The following is a 22,564-nucleotide window of genomic DNA, read 5'->3' as shown; positions in this document are numbered from 1 at the left end:
CTCGACGTCGATCGCGAGCGCGGTCGAGCAGCAGGGCGCCGCCACCCAGGAGATCGCCCGCAGCGTCCAGACGGTCGCACAGGGCACGCAGACGGCCGCCACCGACATCGGCGAGGTCAACCGCGGCGCCGCCGAGACCGGCTCGGCCTCGGAAGAGGTGCTGAATTCGGCCAAGACCCTGTCGAGCGAGAGCACCCGTCTGCGCGCCGAGCTCGACCGCTTCATGGGGAATATCCGCGCAGCGTAGGTGCGCTGCTGTCGCACCGCCCTCCGCCGTCGTCCCGGACAAGCGCGCCCCCAGGCGCGCGCCGATCCGGGACCCATACCCCCAGGGAGCAGTGGGGGCGCAAGCTGGCAACTCCGAGTCTTCGCCAAACCCAATCCTGTGGCTATGGATCCCGGATCGGCGCGAGGCGCGCTTGTCCGGGACGACGGCGGAGTTAAGAAGAGCGCGAGTCTCACTCTTTCCCGAAGGCTCGCTTCAGCTCCACCTTCGCGCGCTCCAGTCGCGTGCGCTGCGTCTTCGGCAGCGTCCTGCCGGCGCGGTTGATGTAGAAGGTCAGCATCGACAGCGCCGAGCGATAGGCGCCGGTCTTGCGACGTGAGCTGTGCTCCGCCGAGCGCTTCAGGGAGGCTGCGATCTTCCGGGGATCCTTAAGCTTGAACACTCCGCGCTTGAGATCGAGCGCGTCGCTCTCCTGCGTCACCCGTTGCGACCAGCGCTTCGGTGCTGCACGGCGATTTGACCTCTTGCGCGTCGTGCTCGCCTTGCGACGCGCGGTGTTGCGCGCGCCTGTCTTCCTTGAATGTGTCGTCTTTCTGACGTGAGCCATGCGTCAACTCCTTGCGGCTCCATTGGAAACGAGCGGTGCCAACGGGCGTTCCCATGGGAACCTGGCCTCGCCGCAGGCGTTGTCGCAGGTGGCAGGCGAATTGCCGCACCCCGATGATCGGATCGACCCGTCCACATCACGTGAGAGGGGTCCTTTCCATTGATCAGACGCAACAACCCGATGGAATTGCAGCAAAGCCCAGCGCTGAACTATGCACCCGTAGTCCCGGCGGCGACCGCGACGGACCGTATCGTCGAGACCAGCATTCCCTCGCGGCTGGACGCGCTGCCGTGGAGCGGCTTCCACACCCGCGTCGTGCTCGCGCTGGGCATCACCTGGATTCTCGACGGGCTCGAGGTGACCCTGGCCGGTGCGCTCTCGGGGGCGCTGAAGCAGAGTCCCTCGCTGCAGTTCTCCAATCTCGATCTCGGCATCGCCAACTCCGCCTATCTGGCGGGCGCCGTGCTCGGCGCGCTCGGCTTCGGCTGGCTCACCGACCGCATCGGCCGCAAGAAGCTGTTCTTCATCACGCTTGCGCTCTATCTCTCGGCAACGGCCGCGACCGCTCTGTCGTGGGATGTCGCGAGCTACGCGCTGTTTCGTTTCCTCACGGGCGCCGGCATCGGCGGCGAGTATACCGCGATCAATTCGACCATCCAGGAATTGGTGCCGGCGCGCTATCGCGGCTGGACCGATCTCGTCATCAACGGCAGTTTCTGGATCGGCGCCGCGATGGGTGCGGTGGCGGCCATCGTGCTGCTCGATCCTGCCGTGATCGATCCCGAGCTCGGCTGGCGCCTGGCCTTTCTCATAGGCGCGATCCTCGGCCTCGTCGTGCTGTTGATGCGAATGTGGATCCCGGAAAGTCCGCGCTGGCTGATGATCCATGGCCGTCCCGACGAGGCCCATGCCATCGTCGACGGGATCGAGCGCTCGGTGATCGGGCATGATCAGGACCTGACGGACGGGCGCTTCACGAAGATACGCCTGAGGATGCGCGATCACACGCCGATCAGCGAGGTCGTGCATACGTTGTTCTCTGCCTATCGCCAGCGCGCGGTGGTCGGCCTCGTGCTGATGAGCGCGCAGGCGTTCTTCTACAACGCCATCTTCTTCACCTTCGCGCTGGTGCTGACCGATTTCTATGGCATCAGTGCCGATCACGTCGGCTGGTACCTGCTGCCGTTCGCGGCCGGCAATTTCCTCGGGCCCCTGCTGCTCGGCCGTCTGTTCGATACGCTCGGCCGCCGCACCATGATCATGTTCACCTACGGCGCATCGGGCGTGCTGCTGGCGCTATCGGGCTATCTGTTCTCGATCGGCGTGCTGAGCGCGCAAGGGCAGACCGTGGCCTGGATGGTGATCTTCTTCTTTGCCTCGCCCGCTGCGAGCGCGGCCTATCTTACCGTCAGCGAGACGTTTCCGTTGGAGGTTCGCGCGCTGGCGATCGCGGTGTTCTACGCCGTCGGTACCGGCATCGGCGGCGTGATCGGGCCGGCGCTGTTCGGCGCGCTGATCGACACGGGATCACGCAACAGCGTGTTCGCCGGCTATTTGCTGGGGGCAGTCCTGATGATCGCGGCTGCGATCGTGGCGTGGCGCTACGCCGTCTCCGCGGAGCGCAAATCGCTCGAACAAATCGCGCGGCCGCTCGCATTTATGGAGTAGACTGATGAAATCTGAACTTGCGGAGATTGCGTTGGACCAGAACCGCACCATGCTGGATGACGATGCGCCCGAAGCGGTGCCGGTGCCGCATGCGCTTGTGCCGCATCTCGATGAGATCGCGATCCTGCTCGACATCGACGGCACATTGCTCGACCTGATGCCGACACCGCGCGAGGTGTGGGTGCCGCCGGGCCTGTCGGAAACGTTGGGCCGGCTGACCGAGCGCACGTCCGGGGCGCTGGCGCTGGTCAGCGGCCGGTCGCTCAACGACATCGACCTGATCTTCGCGCCGGACGTATTCCGCGCCGTTGCCGGCCACGGTGCGGAGATGCGGCTGTCGGTGGACAACGAAGCGGATGCTGTGCATGCGCCGCCGCTTGACAAGGAGCTGAAGCGGCGCCTGGCGGCCATCGCCAAGCTCAGCCCCGGCATACTACTCGAGGACAAGGGCTACTCGCTCGCGCTGCATTACCGCCTGGCGCCGCATGCGGAGAAGGCGATCTACGAATCCGTCTCGTTGATCCGCGCCGACCTGCCCAATGCACCGATTGAGGTGCTGCCCGGAAAGTTCGTCTGCGAGATCAAGCATTCCGGCTTCACCAAGGCGAGCGGCGTGCGCGAATTGATGAAGCACGAGCCGTTCAGGGGACGGCGCCCGTTGTTCATCGGAGATGACGTCACCGACGAGACGGTATTCGCGATCATGCCAGACATGGACGGGCTCGCCTTCTCCGTCGGCCGCCGCGCCATGGGCGTGAATGGCCATTTCGATGCGCCGGCCGACGTGCGCGCGTTCCTTGCGCGCCTGCTCGATCCGAGGTGAAACGAAGGCAGCGCCACCGCGCAGACACAAAGCGCTGAGTGCAGTGCCGCTGCGCGCCGCGTTACATGCTGCGCAACACGACCGGAAAGCCGTCTTTGCGGCGAAATCCCAGGGTTCCGCAAGCGAAACCAGTTCCAACGCGCGCGCCTGATTTTGGTTTCAATTGGTTGAAACGATGATCAGGAACCATATTGATGAACGGCAGTTAAACGGGGTGGAATGAACAGGAGGGGACGACCTGTGAACTTAGTTGTCGTTTCAAATCGCGTCGCGCGCGGCAAACCCAATGAGCCCATGACGGGCGGCCTTGCGGCGGCACTGCTTCCCGTGGTGGAACATTCCGGTGCGATCTGGGTCGGTTCCTCCGGCCGTGTGCGTGATGGCCATCAGAAGGAACCCTTCGCCGAGATCGAGGCGCTTGGGACGGGCGCGATTGCGACGCTGGACCTGCCGGCGGCCCATTATGGCGGCTACTACGAAGGCTTTGCCAATTCTGCACTGTGGCCGGCGCTGCATTCGCGCAGCGATCTGATCCGCGTCTCGCGAGAGGATTATGTCAGCTATCGCGAGGTCAACGCCTTCATGGCGCGCGCGCTGCTGCGCTTCAGAAAAGCCGAGACCGCGTTCTGGGTGCAGGACTATCATTTCCTCGCGCTCGGCGCCGAGCTGCGCGACCTCGGCGTCGATGATCCCATCGGCTTCTTCCTGCATACGCCGTGGCCCGTCGCCGCGGTGGTGCAAGGCGTGCCCAACCATCGCGAGCTGATCACGGCGATGCTGGCCTACGATCTGCTCGGCTTCCAGACCGAGGAGGATCGCCAGAACTTTCTCGGTTATGTCGGCGGTGAGCTCGGCCTCGCCATCGAAGGCGGCGTTGCGATCTCGCAACATGGGCGTACGCGTTGTGAAGTCTTTCCGATCGGAATCGATGCGGAGAAGTTTGCGCAGTACGCTGCGAAATCGGCCTCGCACCCCGATGTGTCGCGGTTGCGGCGCAGCCTCAACGGCGAGCGTCTGGCGATCGGCGTCGACCGGCTCGACTATTCGAAGGGGCTCGTCAACCGCATCAGCGCGTTCGACCGGCTCTGGACCGAGCAGCCGCAGTTTGCGCGCAGCATCTCGCTGCTCCAGATCGCGAACCCCTCGCGCGGCGGCATCGAGGCTTATGGCACTCTCCAGAACGACGTCGCGCGCCTCGTGACCGACGTCAACGGCCGTCATGGCGAGGTCGACTGGACGCCGATCCGCTATCTGAACAAGGGCTTCAGCCAGGCCGTGCTCGCGGGCCTCTACCGCACGGCGCAGATCGGCGTGGTGACGCCGCTGCACGACGGCATGAACCTCGTCGCCAAGGAATACGTCGCCGCGCAAAACCCGGCCGATCCCGGCGTGCTGGTGCTGTCGAAATTCGCGGGCGCCGCCAACGAGCTGGACACCGCACTGCTGGTCAATCCGCACGACATCGACGGTATGGCGCGTGCGATCGCGGTCGCGGCCTCCATGCCGCTCACCGAGCGCAAGATGCGCTGGGACGCAATGATGAAGAAGCTGCGCGGCCACACCATCCAGCAATGGTCCGCCGATTTCGTCGCTGAGCTCGAGAAGTGCCGGACGGAGAAGGTGGCGGTCGCGCCGCTCGCAGCCCAGCCGCCGCAGGCACTGCGCTGGCTGAAGTCGGCGATATCAGGCGTGCGGTTGATTTAAGATCTTCGCAGGCTCTGTCCACGCCGTGATGGCCGGCCATGTCCCGGCCATCGTGTCTTGCCACGCGGATCCGAGACCGTGGATGTCCGGGACGAGCCTCGGGCATGACGGTATCAGGCGAATGGCGCGAACCCTCAATAACAATACGACACGCCCTCCAGAATCGCGCATTGCCGCTTGTTCGGCGCGTTGGGATCGTCCAACGGCACCACGCCCTTGCCCTGGCCGACGAATACGCCCGGCCCGACATGGACCGAGCTCCTGTTGCCGATGATCACGCTCTGATGCGGCGTCGAGCTCGAGCGCGTTCCGTCCGGCCAGAGGATGGCATCGCCCGAAAGCACCCCGCGCCGGCCGTCGTCACAGCTGACGTCGACGCCTTGCCGGGTGCAGACCTGCGCGGCGGCGGTCACGGCGAGGGCGGAGCCGATGGCCGAAATCAGCCCAAGGGCGGCGATGGTCTTGCAAATGGTCATGGCGTCCCCGGTCGTGTTTGGCGGCTTACCGTGAATCGTCGCGCCAAACCCGCCTGCGGTTCAGCCAACAGGCGGGTCAAGGCACGTCTGGCGTTAGATATTGTCTCGTAAATACAATGAGTTGCGGAAAAATCGCCGGATATCCCCGCGATCCCTTGCAAAATCGTTGGCGCCCCTTCAAGAGAGGGCGCTCCGGAGAGATGGCCGAGTGGCTTAAGGCGCACGCTTGGAAAGCGTGTGTGCGGGAAACCGTACCGTGGGTTCGAATCCCACTCTCTCCGCCAGCCTTCGCAAACGAAGTTTGCGCAAGGCTGGCGCGCCGAAGCCCGCAGGGCGAAGGCGGAGTCGTTGCCGTTTGCTTCGGCTCGGCAAGCCGGCCGGAATCAAACTTCTCCTGCGCTCTCCGCCGCCACCTCACGCCACCAATCTCCACCTTCCGTCACTCGCCCGTTTCAACGCCGGATCGCCCACCCGCACGTGCTCGGCGAGAAAATCGATGAACGCGCGCACGCGCGCTGGCAGCGGTGCGGTGTGGCCGACATAGACGGCGTGGATGTCTTCGCGGTCACCGGGATTGTAGCCTTGCAGCACCGGGACGAGACGGCCGACCTCGATGTCGGGGCCGATGTGGAAGAGGGCGAGTCGGGCAAGCCCGACGCCGCCCAGCGCAAGGCGGCGGGCGGCTTCGCCGTCGCTGGCGCGCGCGACCGGCGTGGGCACGGCCTCCTCGGTGTGATCCCCGCGCCTGAACGGCCAACCGCGGATGCTGCGCGGAAAAGTCCAGCCGATGCCGCGGTGATCGGCAAGGTCCGCCGGCGTTTTCGGCGTGCCGCAACGGGCGAGGTAGGCCGGCGCGCCGACCACGACCATGCGGCTGCTGCCGAGCTTTCGCGCGACGAGACGCGAGGCCCGCAGCGGGCCGACGCGGATGGCGACGTCGGCGCGCTCCTGCATCAGGTCAATCAGCGTGTCGGTGAGCACGAGATCGAGCGTGACGTCGGGATGCCGTTCCAGGAAGCGCGGGACCAACGGCACCACATGCAGCATGCCGAAGGGAATGTTGCAGTTGACCGTGAGGCGGCCGCGCGGCGCCGCGCCCGAGGCGGCCTCGCGCTCGGCCTCCTCCATTTCGGCGAGGATGCGCAACGAGCGCTGGTAGAAGGCCCGGCCCTCCTCGGTCAGCGTCAGCTTGCGCGTGGTGCGGTTGACGAGTCGCGCGCCGAGCCGCGCCTCCAGCCGCGACATCAGTTTGCTGACGCCCGACGGCGTCAGGCGCAGCTTTCGCGCGGCCTGGGTGAAGCCGCCGAGATCGACGACGCGAACGAAAACCTCCATCTCGGCGGAGCGGTTGGTGTCGAAACGGGCCATGTTGAATTCACGTCACAAATGATTGGATTGCCGACAGTCTAATGGTTTTGCGGCCATGCCGCTATCTGCGGGGCTTCGTCTCATCCATCGGAGCCACGCATGCCTCCCGCCGTCCTCGCGCTCACCGCCGGTGCCTTCGGCATCGGCACCACCGAATTCATCATCATGGGCCTCTTGCTCCAGGTCGCCGCCGACATGCATGTTTCCGTGCCGGTCGCCGGCCTGCTGATATCGGGCTATGCGCTCGGTGTGTTCGTCGGCGCGCCGGTGCTGACGCTGGCGACACGGCGGATGCCACGGAAAACAGTGCTGCTCGCGCTGATGGCGATCTTCACGCTGGGCAATGCGGCTTGCGCGCTGGCCCCGAATTACGAACTGCTGATGGCTGCGCGCGTGCTGACCTCGCTCGCCCACGGCACGTTCTTCGGTGTCGGCTCGGTCGTGGCCACCAGCCTCGTCGCCGAGGACAAGCGTGCCTCCGCGATCGCCACCATGTTCATCGGCCTGACGGTCGCCACGCTCCTGGGCGTGCCCTTCGGCGCGTGGTTCGGCCTGATGCTCGGCTGGCGCGCCGCGTTCTGGGCCGTGACGGTCATCGGCGTGATCGCGTTCGCAGTGGTCGCCGCGCTCGTGCCTGGCCATGTCGGCAATGGCGACAAGCCGATCTCGCTTACCGAAGAAGTGGCCGTGCTCGGCCGTCCGCAGGTGCTGCTCGGCCTCGCCATGACCGTGTTCGGCTTCGCCGGCCTGTTCGTCGTCTTCACCTATATCCAGCCGATCCTGACGCGTTTCACCGGTTTCTCGGAGGCCGCCGTCTCGCCGATCCTGCTGGTATTCGGCGTCGGGCTCGCGATCGGCAACGTCGCCGGCGGCAAGCTTGCGGACCGCGGCCTGGCACGGGCCCTGACCGGCACGCTTGCCGCGCTTGCGATCGTGCTGCTTGGGCTGGCAGCCGTGCTATCGATCAAGATCCTCTCCATCGCGCTGATCCTGCTGCTCGGCATCGCCGCCTTCGCAACCGTCGCCCCGCTCCAGCTTCGCGTATTGGAGGCAGCCGGTCCCAGCGGCCGCACGCTCGCCTCCAGCCTCAACATCGCCGCGTTCAATCTCGGCAACGCGCTCGGCGCCTGGGCCGGCGGCGTCACTATCGATCGCGGATTCGGGCTTCCCGCGCTGCCGCTGGTCGCGGCCGGCATCACAGCGATCGGCCTCGCGCTGGCGCTGTGGAGCCTTCGGCTCGATCGCGCGTCGGTCGCCGCCGCGGCGTGTCCGGCGGAATAGCGGAGGAAACCCGTCATGGAATACCGCAATCTCGGTGCCTCCGGACTCAGGGTCCCCTTCCTTAGCTTCGGGACCGGCACGTTCGGCGGGCAGGGCCCCCTGTTCTCGGCCTGGGGCCGTAGCGATGCGGACGAGGCGCGCAGGCTGATCGACATCTGCCTCGATGCCGGCGTCAACCTGTTCGACAGCGCCGACGTCTATTCGAACGGCGCGTCCGAGGAGATCCTCGGCGCTGCGATCAGGGGCCGGCGTGACAAGGTGCTGATCTCCACCAAGATGAGCCTGCCGACGGGCGAGGGGCCGCACGATGCAGGCTCGTCGCGGCAGCGGCTCCTGACCTCGGTCGACGCGGCGCTGCGCCGGCTTGGCACGGACCACATCGACCTGCTCCAGCTCCACGCTTTCGACGCCTTCACCCCGATCGAGGAGGTGCTGTCGACGCTCGACATGCTCGTGCGCGCGGGCAAGCTGCGCTATGTCGGCGTCTCCAATTTCGCCGGCTGGCAGCTGATGAAGTCGCTCGCCATTGCGGACCGGCATGGCTGGCCGCGCTATGTCGCGCATCAGGTCTACTACTCGCTGCTCGGCCGCGACTACGAGTGGGAGCTGATGCCGCTCGCGCGCGACCAGGGGGTGGGCGCGCTGGTCTGGAGTCCGCTCGGCTGGGGCCGCCTTACCGGAAAGATCCGGCGCGGCCAGTCGCTGCCGCCGAACAGCCGCCTGCACGCGACCGCACAGTTCGGTCCGCCGGTGCGCGAGGAGACGCTCTACGCCGTCGTCGACGTGCTGGACGCGATCGCGATGGAGACCGGCCGCACCGTGCCGCAGGTCGCGATCGCCTGGCTGCTGAGCCGCCCCACGATCGCCTCCGTCATCATCGGCGCTCGCGACGAAGCGCAGCTGCGCGACAATCTCGGTGCAGTAGGCTGGTCGCTGAGCGCGGATCAGGTCAAGCGTCTCGACGAGGCCAGCGCGGTGATGCCGCCCTATCCCTACTATCCCTATCGCATCCAGCAGGGTTTTGCCCGGCTGAATCCGCCGGCTGTTTAGGCCAGGGGACGCAGGCAATTCGTCGCATCGGTGTACCGTCGCAATGCGCCATGCAGAAACGCGGCTGTACACGCCTCATCCTCGTCCGTAACCTCCGCCGCACAGTTTCAGGAGATGCGACGTGGCGAAGAAAACGGCAACCAAGAAGAAAAGTACTTCCAGGAAAGCGGCAACGAAGACGAGCAAGAAGGCATCGAGCAAGAAGACCTCAGCCCGAAAGGGCGTCGCTGCGAAAACGATCAAGCCCGCCAAGAAGGTCGCCGCGCGCAAATCAGCCACCGCGCGCCGGCCCAGGGGACCGGCCTGGCAATGGTCCGCGGTCGATACCGCGGCCGCGATCCGCTCCGGCGCAATCTCCGCGGTCGAGGTCGTGGAAACGCATCTCGAGCGGATGCGCACCGTCAATCCGGGGCTCAATGCCGTTGTCGTGGATCTCTCGGAAGAAGCGCTCGCAGCCGCGCACGCCGCCGACAAGCAGCGCGCCAAGGGCGGTGAGCTCGGCCTCCTGCACGGTGTGCCCATCACCATCAAGGAGAATGTCGACTATGAAGGCCGGCCCAACTTCAACGGCGTTCCCGCCAACAAGGATCTCATCGCGCCATCGGATGCGCCTGTTGTCCGCAACCTCAGGAAGGCCGGCGCCATCGTTCTTGGTCTCACCAACACTCCGGAATTCTCCTTCCGCGGCTTCACCGACAATCCCCTGCACGGGCTGACGCTGAACCCCTGGGATCCCGATATCACCTGTGGCGGCTCCTCGGGCGGTGCGGGTTCGGCGGTCGCGGCAGGCATCGGCACCATCGCCCATGGCAACGACATCGGCGGTTCGCTGCGCTGGCCGGCGCATTGCAACGGCGTCGCCACCATCAAGCCGACGCAGGGCCGCATCCCCGCCTTCAACGGAAGCGCAACGGCGGAGCGGCCGATGCTGGCGCATCTGATGTCGGCGCAGGGTCCGCTCGCCCGCCACGTCGCCGACGTCCGCCTCGCGCTGGAGGCGATGAGCCAGCGCGATCCGCGCGACCCCTGGTGGGTGCCGGCACCGCTGATCGGACCCAAGCCGAAGGGGCCGATCAAGGTCGCGCTGGCGAAGATCCCCGAGGACATGGACGTCGATCCCTCCGTCGCCGCAGCGCTTCGCCAGGCCGCCGACCATCTCGAGCGATCCGGCTATCGCGTCAGCGAGGTCGAGGTGCCCGACATCAACGGTGTCTGGCAGACCTGGTGCGACATCATCACCAACGAGACCGTGGTGATGCAGGAGGCCGGCATGCTGAAGGTCACGTCGGAGGATTTCCACAAGGCCTGGGGCGGCATGAAGGCCAAGGCCAACGTGCTCGATCTCAAGGCCTGGATGCAGGCGACTGCAGCACGCAGCAGCCACATCCGCGCCTGGCAATTGTTCTTCGAGGAGTATCCGGTTGTGCTGGCGCCGACCACGGTGAAGCCGACGCCGGGCCCGCGCGACGACACCGTCAGCGCCGAGCGCGTGCGCGAGATCTTCTGGGGCGAGATCCGCTTCATCTCCGCCATCAACGTGCTGGGTCTGCCCGGCGCGGTGGTGCCGGTGGCGCTGCATGACGGCAAGCCGATCGGCGTGCAGCTCATCGCCGGCCGTTACCGCGAGGACCTCGCACTCAATGCCGCCGCCGCGATCGAGAAGCGTGCCGGCGTGCTGACGCGCCAGCTCTGGGAGAGGATGGGTTAGGGCGATAGCCTTATCCCTATCCCCTTGCGGAAGAGGGGGCTCGCGGACAGCGTCTCGGCAGCCGGAGCTCTGCGGCGCTGAAGAGCCAGATCGAGACAGTCGCTTATGTCGGATTAACGGCGTTCACCGCTGATGGACGGGTATTCTATCCCAAGATCACGCGAGCCAGTTCCGACGGGTTTTCGACAGCCGAGAAGTGGCCTGTCTTCTTGAGCGTCACCATCCGCGAAGCGGGAATCAGCGACCTTGTGCGTTCGCGCTCATCGTGCCGAGACCAGTCGCTGTCGCCATAGACGAGCGTCGCGGGCGCCGAGATCTGCTGATAGTAGTCGCGTGCCTTGCTCCAGGAGCGCCAACCAGCCAGCACCTTCCGCGCCGCTCGCTTGTATCCGGGGCGGCGGGCGACTTCACCGAATTCGGCGAGCAGATCGGCCGGCAGTTTGCGCGGGTCGTGATATCCGCCGCCCATGATCTTGCCGAGGACGAGCTTGTTTTCGAGCCAAGCATTGATGGCGCCGAGCACCGGGATCTGCAGGCTTCCGATGATGAAATTCGCGAACCAGTTGCCGCGCCGAATGCCGTCGCCGTAACGGGTGTCGTAGTCGTAGGGATTGATCGCAACGACCCGCTTCACCCGCTGCGGAAGCGACGCTGCAACTGTAAGGGCCAGTGTTCCGCCGATCGATTCACCAACGAGCGTCACGTCCGAGAGGTCTAGCTCTTCGATGAAGCGTATCACGCCCCGTCTGAAGTAGGGTTCATCGAAGCTTGCGCTTGGGTCGATTGCCGAGTGTCCGTGACCGGGAAGGTCAATGGCGTACACTGTGTGTGATCTCGCGAGGATGGGCGCAAGAGCACGAAAGTATTCCAGCTGGGTCCGGATCGTATGCAAGAGGAGCAGCGGAGGCCCGCTGCCAGTCTCTTGAAAACGTACGCTTAACTTGTCCGATATCTCCAACAAACTGGGTTTGGCTTCGGCGATGCTGAGCATTGGACTGTCTCCGTGCTTCGGGGGGCGTTCAAGCGGCTGCGGCAGCGCGAACCTGTTCGGCCGCTGCATCCAGAATGGCCTGAGCCAGCTCAGGGTCATTGACCACGCGCGATAGCGTCACCGCGCCGACCATCGTCGCGAGAATGGCCATGGCCTTGCTGCGGGAGGCCTCGTCGCGAGTTCCGGCGAGAAAGCGGTCGAGCACGTCGAGATGCGCTTTGATTCCTGCTTCGAATTCCGCCTTCACCTCAGGGCCCTGTCGAGCGGCATCCGAGCCAAGCGCCACGATCGGGCAGCCGTCCATCTTCTCTCCGCGATGGTCTCCACTGAGGTAGAACCCAATCACTGCGCCGAGTGGATCGTCGGGATGGGTCGCGGCCGCGTCTGACCATCGGCCGGATGCGCTTTCCAATGCGCGCCTGGACGCCTCCACCGCCAGATCCTCTTTTGATGCGAACTGCTTGTAGAAGGCGCCTTGGGTTAGCCCGGCCCCCTTCATCAGATCTTTGAGGCCGATGCCATCAAAGCCGCGCTCCCTGAAGAGGCGACTGGCCACATTGATCACGGTTTGGCGGTTCTCGGCCGCCTGGGTGCGACTCACTCGCATCGCGGATCTCCATTTGGATTTCGTCCAACCTCTATAGTCAATATAGAGTTCAATCGCAATCTATAAATCCGCGCAGCTAGATTTTGAGCGCAGCGCGACGAGAACCCGTGCTCTGGGGATCACGCTCCCGTGATCATCTCAGAATTTAGATTGCGAACGAAATCTAAATTCCATATAGAGGTCGCTTGAAATCTAAATTTCAAAAGGAGACGGTCATGAAAAGGGGTGTTGCGGTGCTCGCCGGTATTTTGATCCCGGCGGGGGTGGCGACCTTCGTTGCTCTTGCGATTCCCGCCCATGAAGCCTCTGCGGTCATCGACCCCAGGCAAGAGCCCCCTATGGTCCGCCTGGTGACGCCCACTCGCGTCAGCGGATCTGAACGTGGTTTCACGGGGACCGTCGGCGCCCGCGTGGAAAGCAATCTCGGTTTCCGCGTTGCCGGGAAGATCGTCGAACGACTCGTGAATGTCGGTGAGCAGGTCAAATCCGGCCAGCCGCTGATGCGGATCGACGAAACCGACCTGCGCCTGGCGGTCACAGCGAAGCGCAACGCCGTCGCCGCTGCGCGTGCGGTTGTCGTTCAGACCGACGCCGACGAGCGGCGCTACGCCAATCTGGTGAACGACGGATGGACGTCAAAGCAACGCTACGAGCAGGCGAAGGCCGCATCGGACACCGCCAAGGCGCAGCTCGCGGCAGCCGAAGCCGAAGCAGGAGTCGCCGAGAACCAGGCGACCTATTCCGTGCTGGTGGCGGACGCTGACGGAACGGTCACCCAAACGCTTGGTGAGCCCGGCCAAGTCGTCGCCGCCGGCCAGGCGGTGGTTCGGCTGGCCCAGTCCGGTCCTCGCGAAGCTGTGGTGGCGCTTCCCGAAACGACCCGGCCGGCGATCGGATCGCTCGCCGAGGCGAGCCTGTATGGGAGCGATGGGCGCCGCTTTACCGCGCATCTGCGCCAGTTGTCGGATTCCGCCGATCCCCAGACCCGCACCTATGAGGCCCGATACGTGCTCGATGGTGACGCCGCGGCGGCGCCGCTTGGCGCGACGGTCACCATTCGGCTTGCAAGCCAGGATCATCGGCCGGAAGTCCAGGTGCCGCTGGGAGCCGTGCTCGATGACGGCAGAACGACCGGCGTTTGGGTCTTCGACAGCGCGAACTCAACCGTGCGCTTGCAGCCCGTCAAGCTTCTGCGCGTGACCAGCGAAACGGCTGTTATCTCCGGATCGAAGTCCGGTGACCAGATTGTCTCCCTGGGCGCTCATCTTCTGCACGAGGGCGCTCGCGTCAGGACCGCGTCGGAAACCAGGAGTAACTGATGAGCTTCAACCTCTCCGCCCTCGCCGTTCGCGAACGGGCCGTCACCCTGTTCTTCATCCTCCTGCTGGCAGCTGCGGGCGCCTACGCCTTCTTCATGCTTGGGCGGGCCGAGGATCCGTCCTTCACCATCAAGACCCTGACGGTGACGACGGTTTGGCCGGGCGCGACCGCGCGCGAGATGCAGGACCAGGTCGCCGAACCGCTGGAGAAGCGGCTTCAGGAGCTGACCTGGTACGACCGGGTGGAGACGACGACGCGGCCCGGTTATGCCTACATGACCGTGACGCTGAAGGACAGCACGCCGCCGTCGAGCGTGCAGGAGGAGTTCTATCAGGCCCGCAAGAAGCTCGGAGACGAAGCGCGCAAGCTGCCCTCTGGCGTGCTCGGCCCCTTCGTCAACGACGAATATTCAGACGTGAGCTTCGCGCTTTATGCGCTCAAGGCCAAGGGCATGCCGATGCGCGAACTCGCAAGGCAAGCCGAGACCATCCGTCAGGACCTCCTGCACGTGCCCGGCGTCAAGAAGATCAACATCCTCGGTGAGCGTCCCGAACAGATCTTCGTCGAATTTTCCTATGCCAAGCTGGCAACGCTCGGCGTATCGGCAACGGATATCGTTGCCGCCTTGCAGCGGCAGAATACCGTCACGCCGGCAGGCTCGATCGACACCAAGGGACCGCAGGTCTTCATCCGGGTCGACGGCGCCTATGACAGCGTCGAGGCGATCGCCGACACGCCGATCGTCGCTGCCGGGCGGACGCTGAAGCTGTCCGACATTGCCGAGGTCCGCCGCGGCTACGAGGATCCACCCACCTACATCATCAGGCACCAGGGCGAGCCCACCATCATGCTCGCAGCGGTGATGCAGGAGGGCTGGAATGGTCTGGCGCTCGGCAAGGCGCTGGAGGAGAGGTCCGCAGCGATCGCTGGGACGCTGCCGCTCGGAATGAGCCTGGCCAAGGTCAGCGACCAGGCCGTCAACATCACCTCGGCGGTCGACGAATTCATGATGAAGTTCGCGATGGCGCTCGGCGTGGTGCTGCTGGTGAGCCTTCTCAGCCTCGGCTGGCGCGTCGGCATCGTCGTGGCGGCTGCCGTGCCTTTGACGCTCGCCGTCGTGTTCCTGATCATGCTGGAGACCGGCCGGTTCTTCGACCGCATCACGCTCGGTGCTTTGATCCTGGCGCTCGGTCTCCTCGTCGACGACGCCATCATCGCCATCGAGGTGATGGTGGTGAAGATGGAAGAGGGTATGGACCGCATCAGCGCGGCAGCTTACGCGTGGAGCCACACCGCGGCGCCGATGCTGTCCGGAACGCTCGTGACGATCGCAGGCTTCCTGCCGGTGGGCTTCGCCCGCTCGACCGCCGGCGAATATGCCGGCAACATCTTCTGGGTCGTGGGCTTCGCCCTCATCGTCTCCTGGATCGTCGCGGTGATCTTCACGCCCTATCTTGGCGTCAAGATGCTGCCCGCGATCAAGCCGGTCGAAGGCGGTCACCACGCGATTTACGGCACGCCCAACTATCAGCGCCTGCGTAGCCTCATCACCCTCGCCGTGCGCCACAAGTTCCTGACCTCCAGCATCGTCGCCGTCGCCTTCGCGCTTTCCGTCGTCGGCATGGGCGGAGTCAAGCAGCAGTTCTTCCCGACGTCCGACCGCCCGGAAGTGCTGGTGGAGGTCCGTCTGCCGGAAGGCACCAGCATCGAGACGACCACGGCCACCGTCGAGAAGCTCGAGGGTTGGCTGCACGATCAACCCGAGGCCAAAATCATTACCAGCTATGTCGGTCAGGGTGCGCCGCGCTTCTTCTTCGCGATGGCGCCGGAGCTGCCCGATCCGGCCTTCGCAAAGATCGTCGTCCTGACGCCTGACGCAGAGGCGCGGGAGGCTTTGAAGCACCGGCTCCGGCAGACCGTGTCACAGGGCCTGGCACCCGAGGCCAATGTGCGCGTCACCCAACTCGTGTTCGGACCTTATACGCCCTTCCCGGTGGAGTTCCGGATCATGGGGCCGGATCCCGCTCAATTGTATGCCATCTCTCAGAAGGCTCTCGAAGTCATGCGTGGCGTTCATGACGCGCGGCAGGCAAATCGGGATTGGGGCGATCGCACGCCAGTGCTCCGCTTCATCCCAGATCAGGATCGGCTGAACCTGATCGGCCTTTCGCCGGCCGAGGTGGGCCGCCAGCTCCAATTCCTGCTCACTGGCATTGCCGTGACCCAGGTTCGCGAGGACATCCGCAATGTCCCCATCGTGGCGCGCAGCGCCGGCGGCGAGCGGCTGGATCCATCGCGTCTGGCGGATTTCTCATTGATGAGCAGGGACGGCCGCTCGATTCCGCTCGACCAGGTCGGTCATTCAGAAATCCGACTCGAAGAGCCGATCATGAAGCGCCGCGATCGCACGCCGGTCGTCACCATTCGCTCTGATATCAATGAGGCGACCCAACCTCCGGAGGTCTCCAAGGAGATCAAGACGGCCCTGCAGCCGCTGATCGCCTCCCTTCCGGCCGGCTATCGTATCGAGCTCGGCGGATCGATCGAGGAAGCTACCAAGGCCAACGACGCGCTGGCGACGATCTTCCCCGCCATGATTGCCGCGATGCTGATCGTCGTCATGCTACAGGTGCGGTCCTTCTCGACGATGGCGATGGTCGTGCTAACCGGACCGCTCGGCCTCGTCGGCGTCGTGCCGGCACTGCTCCTCTTCAACCAGCCGTTCGGGTTCAACGCGATCCTGGGCCTGATCGGACTGGCGGGCATTCTAATGCGCAACACTCTGATTCTGACCGAACAGATCAAGGAGAACCTCGCCGCCGGACTTGACGACTATCACGCTGTCATCGAAGCCACAGTCCAACGCACCAGGCCCGTGATCCTCACGGCGCTTGCTGCGGTGCTTGCCTTCATCCCGCTCACGCACTCCGTCTTTTGGGGATCGATGGCCTACACGTTGATCGGCGGCACCGCGGTCGGAACGGTGCTGATCCTGCTGTTCCTCCCAGCGCTCTATGCAGCGTGGTTCCGGATCAAGCCGACCGCAGATGATATGCATGAGGCTTCACGCGAAAAGCCGGAATTGCAAGCGGCATTGGCTGCCGAGTAAGGCTCCGTTGATCCCATGGAGGATCGTCCGGTCCGAACGGGAAAAGGACAAGGCCCGCGCCCACATCCGGGAAGTGGCGGAAGTACGCTTTCGCTGGGGATCACCACAGGGCGTCGGTAGCCGACATCGCCGCCGCTAATTGATTAATCCAATTTAACTCGAACTTTAGCCAATTTGCCAACGGCGGTTAGGGTTACTTCCTCGATCTCTAGGCGAATTATTGTCCGCTTTACCACCCGCCTCTAACACGAGGACGGCGGACAACGCACATGCCTCATTCTAGGCCAATAAGTGCGGCCCGCTCCACGCGGAGGTGGTACGATGCGCAACGAGACGATCGCTATTCACGCCGGTTACGAGCCCGAGGCCACGACGCATGCGGTGGCCGTGCCGATCTACCAGACCGCGGCCTACGCATTCGACAGCGCCGATCACGGCGCCGCCCTGTTCAATCTCGAGACCGAAGGTTTTCGCTACAGCCGCATCGCCAATCCGACCAGTGCGGTGCTGGAGAAGCGTATCGCCCAACTTGAAGGCGGCGTCGGCGCGCTTGCGGTCGCGACCGGGCAGGCCGCGCTGCATTTCGCCTTCGTCAACGTGGCCGATCACGGCGGCAACATCGTTTCCGTGCCGCAGCTTTACGGCACCACGCACACGCTGCTCTCCCACATCCTGCCGCGCCAAGGCATCACCGGCCGCTTCGCCGAGAGCGACAGGCCTGAGGCGATCGAGAAGCTGATCGACGAGAACACCCGGGCCGTCTTTGCCGAGACCATCGGCAACCCCGCCGGCAACGTCTGCGACATCGAGGCGCTGGCGAAGATCGCGCATGCGCATGGCGTGCCGCTGATCGTCGACAACACTGTCGCAACCCCGATCCTGCTCAAGCCGTTCGACTACGGCGCGGACATCGCGGTGCATTCGCTCACCAAGTTCCTGGGCGGTCACGGCACCACGCTCGGCGGCGCCATCGTCGATTCTGGCAACTTTCCCTGGGCCAAATACGCCGAGCGCTTCCCGGCCTACAACAAGCCGGATGCCTCCTATCACGGCCTCGTCTATGCCGAGCGCTTCGGCCGTACCGCCTTTATCGAGCGCGCGCGCAGCGTTTATCAGCGCACCATGGGCTCGGTGCTGTCGCCGTTCAACGCCTTCCTGCTGCTCCAGGGCATCGAGACCGTCGCGCTGCGCATGGAGCGCCATGTCGAGAATGCGCGCAAGGTCGCCGAATTCCTCCGCGGCGATCCGCGCGTCGCCTGGGTCAATTACACCGGTTTTCCGGACAGCCCCTATTACCCGCTGGTGCAGAAGTACCTGAACGGCAACGCCTCCTCGCTGTTCACCTTCGGTATCAAGGGCGGCATGGAGGCCGGCAAGACGTTTTATGACGCGCTGAAGCTGATCACGCGGCTCGTCAATATCGGCGACGCCAAGTCACTGGCCTGCCATCCGGCCTCGACCACCCATCGGCAGATGTCGGCGGAGCAGCAGCGCGTTGCCGGCGTGCTGCCGGAGACCATCCGCTTGTCGATCGGCATCGAGCATGTGTCTGATATCATCGAGGATATCGACCAGGCGCTGGAAAAAGCCTGCCCGTCGGCGCGGCTCGAGGCCGCGGAGTAGGCGGCGTCGCCCATGACGATCCTGATCGACAGGGATCAAGTCGTATCGAGCCCGGCCCTGGTGCCGGGCGAGGGCGATCTCGTGCGCGATCATGCCGGCGCCGACCTCACGATCGGGCTGATCAACAACATGCCGGATCCGGCGCTGAAGGCGACCGAACGGCAATTCATGAAGCTGCTCCAGGCCGCCGCGGGCCCGCACCGCATCCGCTTCCACTGTTTCTCGCTTCCCAGCGTGAAGCGGTCGCCGGAAGCGAAGTGGCATGTCGAGAGCGAGTATTCCGACCTTTCCGATCTCGAGCGCGGCAAGTTCGACGGACTGATCGTGACCGGCGCAGAGCCGATCGCGCCCGAGCTCGACCAGGAGCCATACTGGCAGGACCTCACGAACCTCATCGACTGGGCCAAGACCAACACGCGCTCGACGATCTGGTCGTGCCTTGCCGCGCATGCCGCAGTGCTGCACCTCGACGGCATTGAACGGCGGCGGCTGCCGGCCAAATGTCACGGCATTTTCGATTGCGACGTCGTGACGCGCGATGGGTTGACCCGTGCTGCGCCTGCGCCGCTCAAGGTCTCGCATTCACGCCTGAACGAGATCGCCGAGAGCGACCTCGTGCAGGCCGGCTATCAGGTGCTGACACGCTCGCCCCAAGCCGGCGTCGACGTCTTCGTCCGCCAATATGCCAGCCGCTTCGTGTTCTTCCAGGGCCACCCGGAATATGACGCGCTGTCGCTCCAGCGCGAATATCTGCGCGACATTGGCCGCTATCTCGCGCGGGAGCGCGAGACCTACCCGCGCCTGCCGGTGAGCTATTTTGACGCAGCGACCGAAGAGAAGCTGGCTCGCTTCGAGAAGAAGGCGGCGCATCAGCGCCATCCGGCACTCGCCAACGAGCTGCCTGGGCTGAACTTGCGCGCCGATATCGGCGCCGGCAACGCGGCAGCAATGCTGTTCCGAAACTGGTTGCGCTATCTCGGCGCGGACGCCGACGCGTCAGTAGCAGCGCGCTAGCCGAAGCGGTCTTGGTCTCACGTTAGGATTACCCAGGCGTTAGGCTTGCCTCAACCTGCGCACGAATGTTTCAGTAGAGGAATAGGGAATCACGGGAAGCGCAGCGTGTGGTCGGCACTCCAGGGACGCGTGAACAATCGTCTGGCCCGGCATTTCCATGCCGCGCCGCACCGATTGCCTGCGCATGCGCCGATGGTGAGCTTCACCTTCGACGATGCCCCCGATAGCGCCGCAGGCGAGGGCGCCGAGCTTCTGGAGCAGCATGGCGGCCGGGGGACATTCTATCTCGCCGGCAGCTTGATCGATCAGCCGTCGGACCATTGGCACGGTCTGTCGAACGATGCGATCGTGCGGCTTCATCGGACCGGTCACGAGATCGCCTGCCACACCTTCTCGCACCGGAGTTCGGCCACTCTCGATGAGGCCGCGATGGCACGCGAGATCGAGCGGAACCGCAGTCATTTCCGCGGCATCGATTCCTCGATCACGCTGGAGAACTTCGCCTACCCCTATGGGCTCGCCTCGGTCTGGCGCAAGCCGCAACTCGCGAAAGCCTTCCGTTCCGCGCGCGGCATTCTTCCCGGTGTCAACAGCGACGTCATCGATCTCCAGTTCCTGCGCGCCTCGCCGCTTGTGGATTGCGAGATCGATCAGGCAGGCGTCGATCGCTATTTTGACGAGGCGGTCGCTAGCGGCGGCTGGCTGATCTTCTACGGCCACGACGTCGCCGATGCGCCAAGTCCTTATGGCTGTACGCCGCATCTGATGCGTCATGCGCTGGAGGCCGCTGGGAAGCGCAACATGCCGATCGTGACGGTCGCAGAGGCACTGCGGCGAATCGGGGCGTAGGCCTGTTCACCTCTCCCTGCTCGCGGGGAGAGGTCGGATCGCCCTTGCGATCCGGGTGAGGGGGTACAGGTCTCACATGCATCTCATCTGCGGAGAAATGCCCCTCACCCGAACCCTCTCCCCGTAAGAACGGGGAGAGGGAGAGGAAGCTGCGTGTCTCGCCCCCAAACAGTCTTGCCACGCCCACGCCGGCATGCGACTGGCGTTGTGATGAATCTCACGGCCTGATCTGTTCCGCCCATGTCCGCTCCCTCCACCGCTCCGCTCTCTGCGCCGGCCAACGGCCGCGACGCGCTGTCGGTGCTGCATTCGGTGTTCGGCCTGCCGGGTTTTCGCGGAGCGCAGGGCGAGATCATCCGGCATGTTACCGAGGGCGGCAATTGCCTCGTGCTGATGCCGACCGGCGGTGGCAAGTCGCTGTGCTATCAGCTTCCGTCCTTGCTGCGCGAAGGCTGCGGCATCGTGGTGTCGCCGTTGATCGCGCTGATGCGCGACCAGGTTGCCGGGCTGATCGAGGCCGGAGTCAATGCCGCCGCGCTGAACTCGTCGCTGACGCAGCAGGAGGCGTCCGACATCGAGCGACGCCTTCTCGCGGGCGATCTCGACCTGCTCTATGTCGCGCCGGAACGGCTGGTCACGCCGCGCTGCCTGTCGCTGCTGGCGCAGGCGAAGGTGGCGCTGTTTGCGATCGACGAGGCGCATTGCGTCTCGCAATGGGGGCATGACTTCCGACCCGAATATGTCGGCCTCTCCATCATCGCCGAGCGGTTTCCCGACGTGCCGCGCATCGCCCTGACCGCGACGGCCGACGAGCTGACGCGCAAGGAGATCGTCGAGCGGCTTCAACTGACGGGTGCGCCGCAATTCGTCTCGAGCTTCGACCGGCCCAACATCCGCTACGAGATCGTCGACAAGCGCAACGCGGTGTCGCAACTGAAGGAATTGATCCGCGAGCGCCACATGGGCGACGCCGGCGTGGTCTATTGCCTGTCGCGCAACCGGGTCGAGGAGGTCGCCGCCGCGCTTCAAGACGCCGGCATTGCGGCGCTGCCCTACCACGCCGGGCTCGACGGGGCGTTGCGCTCGCGCAACCAGGACCGCTTCCTCAACGAGGACGGCATCGTCATCGTCGCGACCGTGGCGTTCGGCATGGGCATCGACAAGCCCGATGTGCGCTTCGTCGCCCATCTCGATCTGCCCAAGAGCATCGAGGCTTATTATCAGGAGACGGGGCGCGCCGGCCGCGACGGCAAGCCGTCGACGGCCTGGATGGCCTATGGCCTCTCGGACATCGTGCAGCAGCGCCGCATGATCGACGAGTCCAACGCCTCCGACGAATTCAAGCGGGTCTCGATCGGCAAGCTCGATGCACTGGTCGGCCTTGCCGAGACGCCGCATTGCCGGCGCCACCGGTTGCTCGCTTATTTCGGCGAGATCGTGATGGGCGAGAGCTGCGGCAATTGCGACAATTGCCTGACCCCGCCCAAGATGCGCGACGGCAAGGTGCTGGCGCAGAAGCTGCTCTCCTGCGTCTACCGTACCGGGCAACGCTTCGGCGCGATGCACCTGATCGACGTGCTGGTCGGGCGCCTGACCGAGAAGGTCACGCAGTTCGGTCACGACAAGCTGTCAGTGTTCGGCATTGGCCGCGAGCTCAACGAGAAGCAATGGCGCACCGTGCTCCGGCAATTGGTGGCGATGGGCCATTTGCGAAGTGACAGCGAAGCCTACAGCGCGCTCAAGCTGACGGAGTCTTCGCGCGGGGTGCTGCGCGGCGAGACCGAGGTCTGGCTCCGCGAGGAGGCGCCGGGCATCCGGCTGCGTTCGAGCCGCGCCAAATCCCGTCGCGGCGACCTCGCGCCCACGGCCAGCGCGCCGCAGGGCGATGTCGATCCCGAACTGCGCGCGCGCCTGCGCTCATGGCGTTCCGACGTGGCGCGCGAACGTGGAGTGCCGGCCTACGTGGTGCTGCACGACGCAACGATCGACGGCATCGTCCGGGCCTGGCCGACGACGCTGGACGAACTCCGCAACGTGCCGGGGATTGGCGACAAGAAGCTCGAGCACTACGGCGACGAGCTGCTGCAGATCATCAGGACGCGGTAGGGCGCGAGCCAAAAACTCCGCCGTCATCCCGGAC

The 22,564-nt window shown here is 65.0% G+C and carries 17 protein-coding genes, 1 tRNA gene and 1 pseudogene; 14 read left to right on the top strand and 5 right to left on the bottom strand.

Translation table 11 applies throughout. From position 1 onward, the window contains the following. A pseudogene (locus H1B27_RS30745) lies at window positions 1-247 on the top strand (methyl-accepting chemotaxis protein); the annotation flags it as partial. A gap of 211 nt (window positions 248-458) precedes the next feature. Here the strand turns inward: H1B27_RS30745 and H1B27_RS30740 are convergent. Beyond that, window positions 459-833 (bottom strand): DUF3175 domain-containing protein, encoded by a 375-nt coding sequence (locus H1B27_RS30740; RefSeq protein WP_197968615.1) that lies wholly within the window; start codon window positions 831-833, stop codon window positions 459-461. A gap of 180 nt (window positions 834-1,013) precedes the next feature. On the opposite strand from H1B27_RS30740, the gene H1B27_RS30735 reads away from it, so the two are divergent. From H1B27_RS30735 to H1B27_RS30725, 3 genes are all read left to right on the top strand, one after another. After that, the gene (locus H1B27_RS30735; RefSeq protein ID WP_197968616.1) at window positions 1,014-2,501 is read left to right on the top strand and encodes an MFS transporter; all 1,488 of its coding nucleotides are present in this window, start codon (window positions 1,014-1,016) and stop codon (window positions 2,499-2,501) included. A gap of 4 nt (window positions 2,502-2,505) precedes the next feature. Next, window positions 2,506-3,324, top strand: a complete 819-nt coding sequence (gene otsB, locus H1B27_RS30730; protein ID WP_197968614.1) for a trehalose-phosphatase — start codon at window positions 2,506-2,508, stop codon at window positions 3,322-3,324. Window positions 3,325-3,564: 240 nt separating this feature from the next. Then, window positions 3,565-5,028, top strand: a complete 1,464-nt coding sequence (locus H1B27_RS30725) for a trehalose-6-phosphate synthase (RefSeq protein WP_197968613.1) — start codon at window positions 3,565-3,567, stop codon at window positions 5,026-5,028. 134 nt (window positions 5,029-5,162) lie between these two features. On the opposite strand, the gene H1B27_RS30720 is transcribed toward H1B27_RS30725, so the two are convergent. Then, window positions 5,163-5,504 (bottom strand): hypothetical protein, encoded by a 342-nt coding sequence (locus H1B27_RS30720; RefSeq protein WP_197968612.1) that lies wholly within the window; start codon window positions 5,502-5,504, stop codon window positions 5,163-5,165. A gap of 194 nt (window positions 5,505-5,698) precedes the next feature. Between H1B27_RS30720 and H1B27_RS30715 the strand changes: the two genes are divergently transcribed. Beyond that, window positions 5,699-5,788: transfer RNA gene (locus H1B27_RS30715), tRNA-Ser, on the top strand. A gap of 130 nt (window positions 5,789-5,918) precedes the next feature. On the opposite strand, the gene H1B27_RS30710 is transcribed toward H1B27_RS30715, so the two are convergent. Further along, a complete protein-coding gene (locus H1B27_RS30710; protein WP_197968611.1) occupies window positions 5,919-6,872 on the bottom strand; it encodes a LysR family transcriptional regulator in 954 nt (317 codons plus the stop codon). Between the two features lie 99 nt (window positions 6,873-6,971). On the opposite strand from H1B27_RS30710, the gene H1B27_RS30705 reads away from it, so the two are divergent. The 3 genes from H1B27_RS30705 (at window position 6,972) to H1B27_RS30695 (ending at window position 10,911) form a co-directional block, all read left to right on the top strand. Then, entirely contained in the window at window positions 6,972-8,153 is a 1,182-nt protein-coding gene (locus tag H1B27_RS30705; protein WP_061882686.1) for an MFS transporter, read from the top strand. 15 nt (window positions 8,154-8,168) lie between these two features. Beyond that, window positions 8,169-9,203 carry an aldo/keto reductase gene (locus H1B27_RS30700; protein ID WP_197968610.1) on the top strand — a complete coding sequence of 345 codons (1,035 nt, stop codon included), beginning with the start codon at window positions 8,169-8,171 and terminating at the stop codon, window positions 9,201-9,203. Between the two features lie 121 nt (window positions 9,204-9,324). Continuing rightward, window positions 9,325-10,911 (top strand): amidase family protein, encoded by a 1,587-nt coding sequence (locus H1B27_RS30695; protein ID WP_197968609.1) that lies wholly within the window; start codon window positions 9,325-9,327, stop codon window positions 10,909-10,911. 145 nt (window positions 10,912-11,056) lie between these two features. On the opposite strand, the gene H1B27_RS30690 is transcribed toward H1B27_RS30695, so the two are convergent. Further along, a complete protein-coding gene (locus H1B27_RS30690; protein WP_197968608.1) occupies window positions 11,057-11,902 on the bottom strand; it encodes an alpha/beta fold hydrolase in 846 nt (281 codons plus the stop codon). Window positions 11,903-11,930: 28 nt separating this feature from the next. Beyond that, window positions 11,931-12,509 (bottom strand): TetR/AcrR family transcriptional regulator, encoded by a 579-nt coding sequence (locus H1B27_RS30685; RefSeq protein ID WP_197968607.1) that lies wholly within the window; start codon window positions 12,507-12,509, stop codon window positions 11,931-11,933. 215 nt (window positions 12,510-12,724) lie between these two features. On the opposite strand from H1B27_RS30685, the gene H1B27_RS30680 reads away from it, so the two are divergent. From H1B27_RS30680 to recQ, 6 genes are all read left to right on the top strand, one after another. After that, window positions 12,725-13,828 carry an efflux RND transporter periplasmic adaptor subunit gene (locus tag H1B27_RS30680; RefSeq protein ID WP_197968606.1) on the top strand — a complete coding sequence of 368 codons (1,104 nt, stop codon included), beginning with the start codon at window positions 12,725-12,727 and terminating at the stop codon, window positions 13,826-13,828. Beyond that, a complete protein-coding gene (locus H1B27_RS30675; RefSeq protein WP_197968605.1) occupies window positions 13,828-16,938 on the top strand; it encodes an efflux RND transporter permease subunit in 3,111 nt (1,036 codons plus the stop codon). The genes H1B27_RS30680 and H1B27_RS30675 overlap by 1 nt, the downstream gene beginning before the upstream one ends. Window positions 16,939-17,259: 321 nt before the next feature. Then, window positions 17,260-18,561 (top strand): O-acetylhomoserine aminocarboxypropyltransferase/cysteine synthase family protein, encoded by a 1,302-nt coding sequence (locus tag H1B27_RS30670; protein WP_197968604.1) that lies wholly within the window; start codon window positions 17,260-17,262, stop codon window positions 18,559-18,561. A gap of 12 nt (window positions 18,562-18,573) precedes the next feature. Further along, window positions 18,574-19,575 (top strand): homoserine O-succinyltransferase MetA, encoded by a 1,002-nt coding sequence (gene metA, locus H1B27_RS30665; protein ID WP_197968603.1) that lies wholly within the window; start codon window positions 18,574-18,576, stop codon window positions 19,573-19,575. Window positions 19,576-19,680: 105 nt separating this feature from the next. Then, window positions 19,681-20,424 (top strand): polysaccharide deacetylase family protein, encoded by a 744-nt coding sequence (locus H1B27_RS30660; RefSeq protein ID WP_197968602.1) that lies wholly within the window; start codon window positions 19,681-19,683, stop codon window positions 20,422-20,424. Between the two features lie 240 nt (window positions 20,425-20,664). Further along, a complete protein-coding gene (gene recQ, locus H1B27_RS30655; RefSeq protein WP_197968601.1) occupies window positions 20,665-22,530 on the top strand; it encodes a DNA helicase RecQ in 1,866 nt (621 codons plus the stop codon). Window positions 22,531-22,564: the final 34 nt, after the last annotated feature.

The organism is Bradyrhizobium diversitatis (assembly GCF_016031635.1).
Lineage (GTDB): Bacteria > Pseudomonadota > Alphaproteobacteria > Rhizobiales > Xanthobacteraceae > Bradyrhizobium > Bradyrhizobium diversitatis.
This window is presented reverse-complemented; position numbering and strand designations above follow the sequence as displayed.

Bases quoted from the DNA above. Each gene is read 5' to 3' on its own strand.
- H1B27_RS30740 (WP_197968615.1), bottom strand. From the start codon at position 833: ATGGCTCACGTCAGAAAGACGACACATTCAAGGAAGACAGGCGCGCGC.
- H1B27_RS30735 (WP_197968616.1), top strand. From the start codon at position 1,014: ATGGAATTGCAGCAAAGCCCAGCGCTGAACTATGCACCCGTAGTCCCG.
- otsB (WP_197968614.1), top strand. From the start codon at position 2,506: ATGAAATCTGAACTTGCGGAGATTGCGTTGGACCAGAACCGCACCATG.
- H1B27_RS30720 (WP_197968612.1), bottom strand. From the start codon at position 5,504: ATGACCATTTGCAAGACCATCGCCGCCCTTGGGCTGATTTCGGCCATC.
- H1B27_RS30710 (WP_197968611.1), bottom strand. From the start codon at position 6,872: ATGGCCCGTTTCGACACCAACCGCTCCGCCGAGATGGAGGTTTTCGTT.
- H1B27_RS30705 (WP_061882686.1), top strand. From the start codon at position 6,972: ATGCCTCCCGCCGTCCTCGCGCTCACCGCCGGTGCCTTCGGCATCGGC.
- H1B27_RS30700 (WP_197968610.1), top strand. From the start codon at position 8,169: ATGGAATACCGCAATCTCGGTGCCTCCGGACTCAGGGTCCCCTTCCTT.
- H1B27_RS30690 (WP_197968608.1), bottom strand. From the start codon at position 11,902: ATGCTCAGCATCGCCGAAGCCAAACCCAGTTTGTTGGAGATATCGGAC.
- H1B27_RS30685 (WP_197968607.1), bottom strand. From the start codon at position 12,509: ATGCGAGTGAGTCGCACCCAGGCGGCCGAGAACCGCCAAACCGTGATC.
- H1B27_RS30680 (WP_197968606.1), top strand. From the start codon at position 12,725: ATGAAAAGGGGTGTTGCGGTGCTCGCCGGTATTTTGATCCCGGCGGGG.
- H1B27_RS30675 (WP_197968605.1), top strand. From the start codon at position 13,828: ATGAGCTTCAACCTCTCCGCCCTCGCCGTTCGCGAACGGGCCGTCACC.
- H1B27_RS30670 (WP_197968604.1), top strand. From the start codon at position 17,260: ATGCGCAACGAGACGATCGCTATTCACGCCGGTTACGAGCCCGAGGCC.
- metA (WP_197968603.1), top strand. From the start codon at position 18,574: ATGACGATCCTGATCGACAGGGATCAAGTCGTATCGAGCCCGGCCCTG.
- recQ (WP_197968601.1), top strand. From the start codon at position 20,665: ATGTCCGCTCCCTCCACCGCTCCGCTCTCTGCGCCGGCCAACGGCCGC.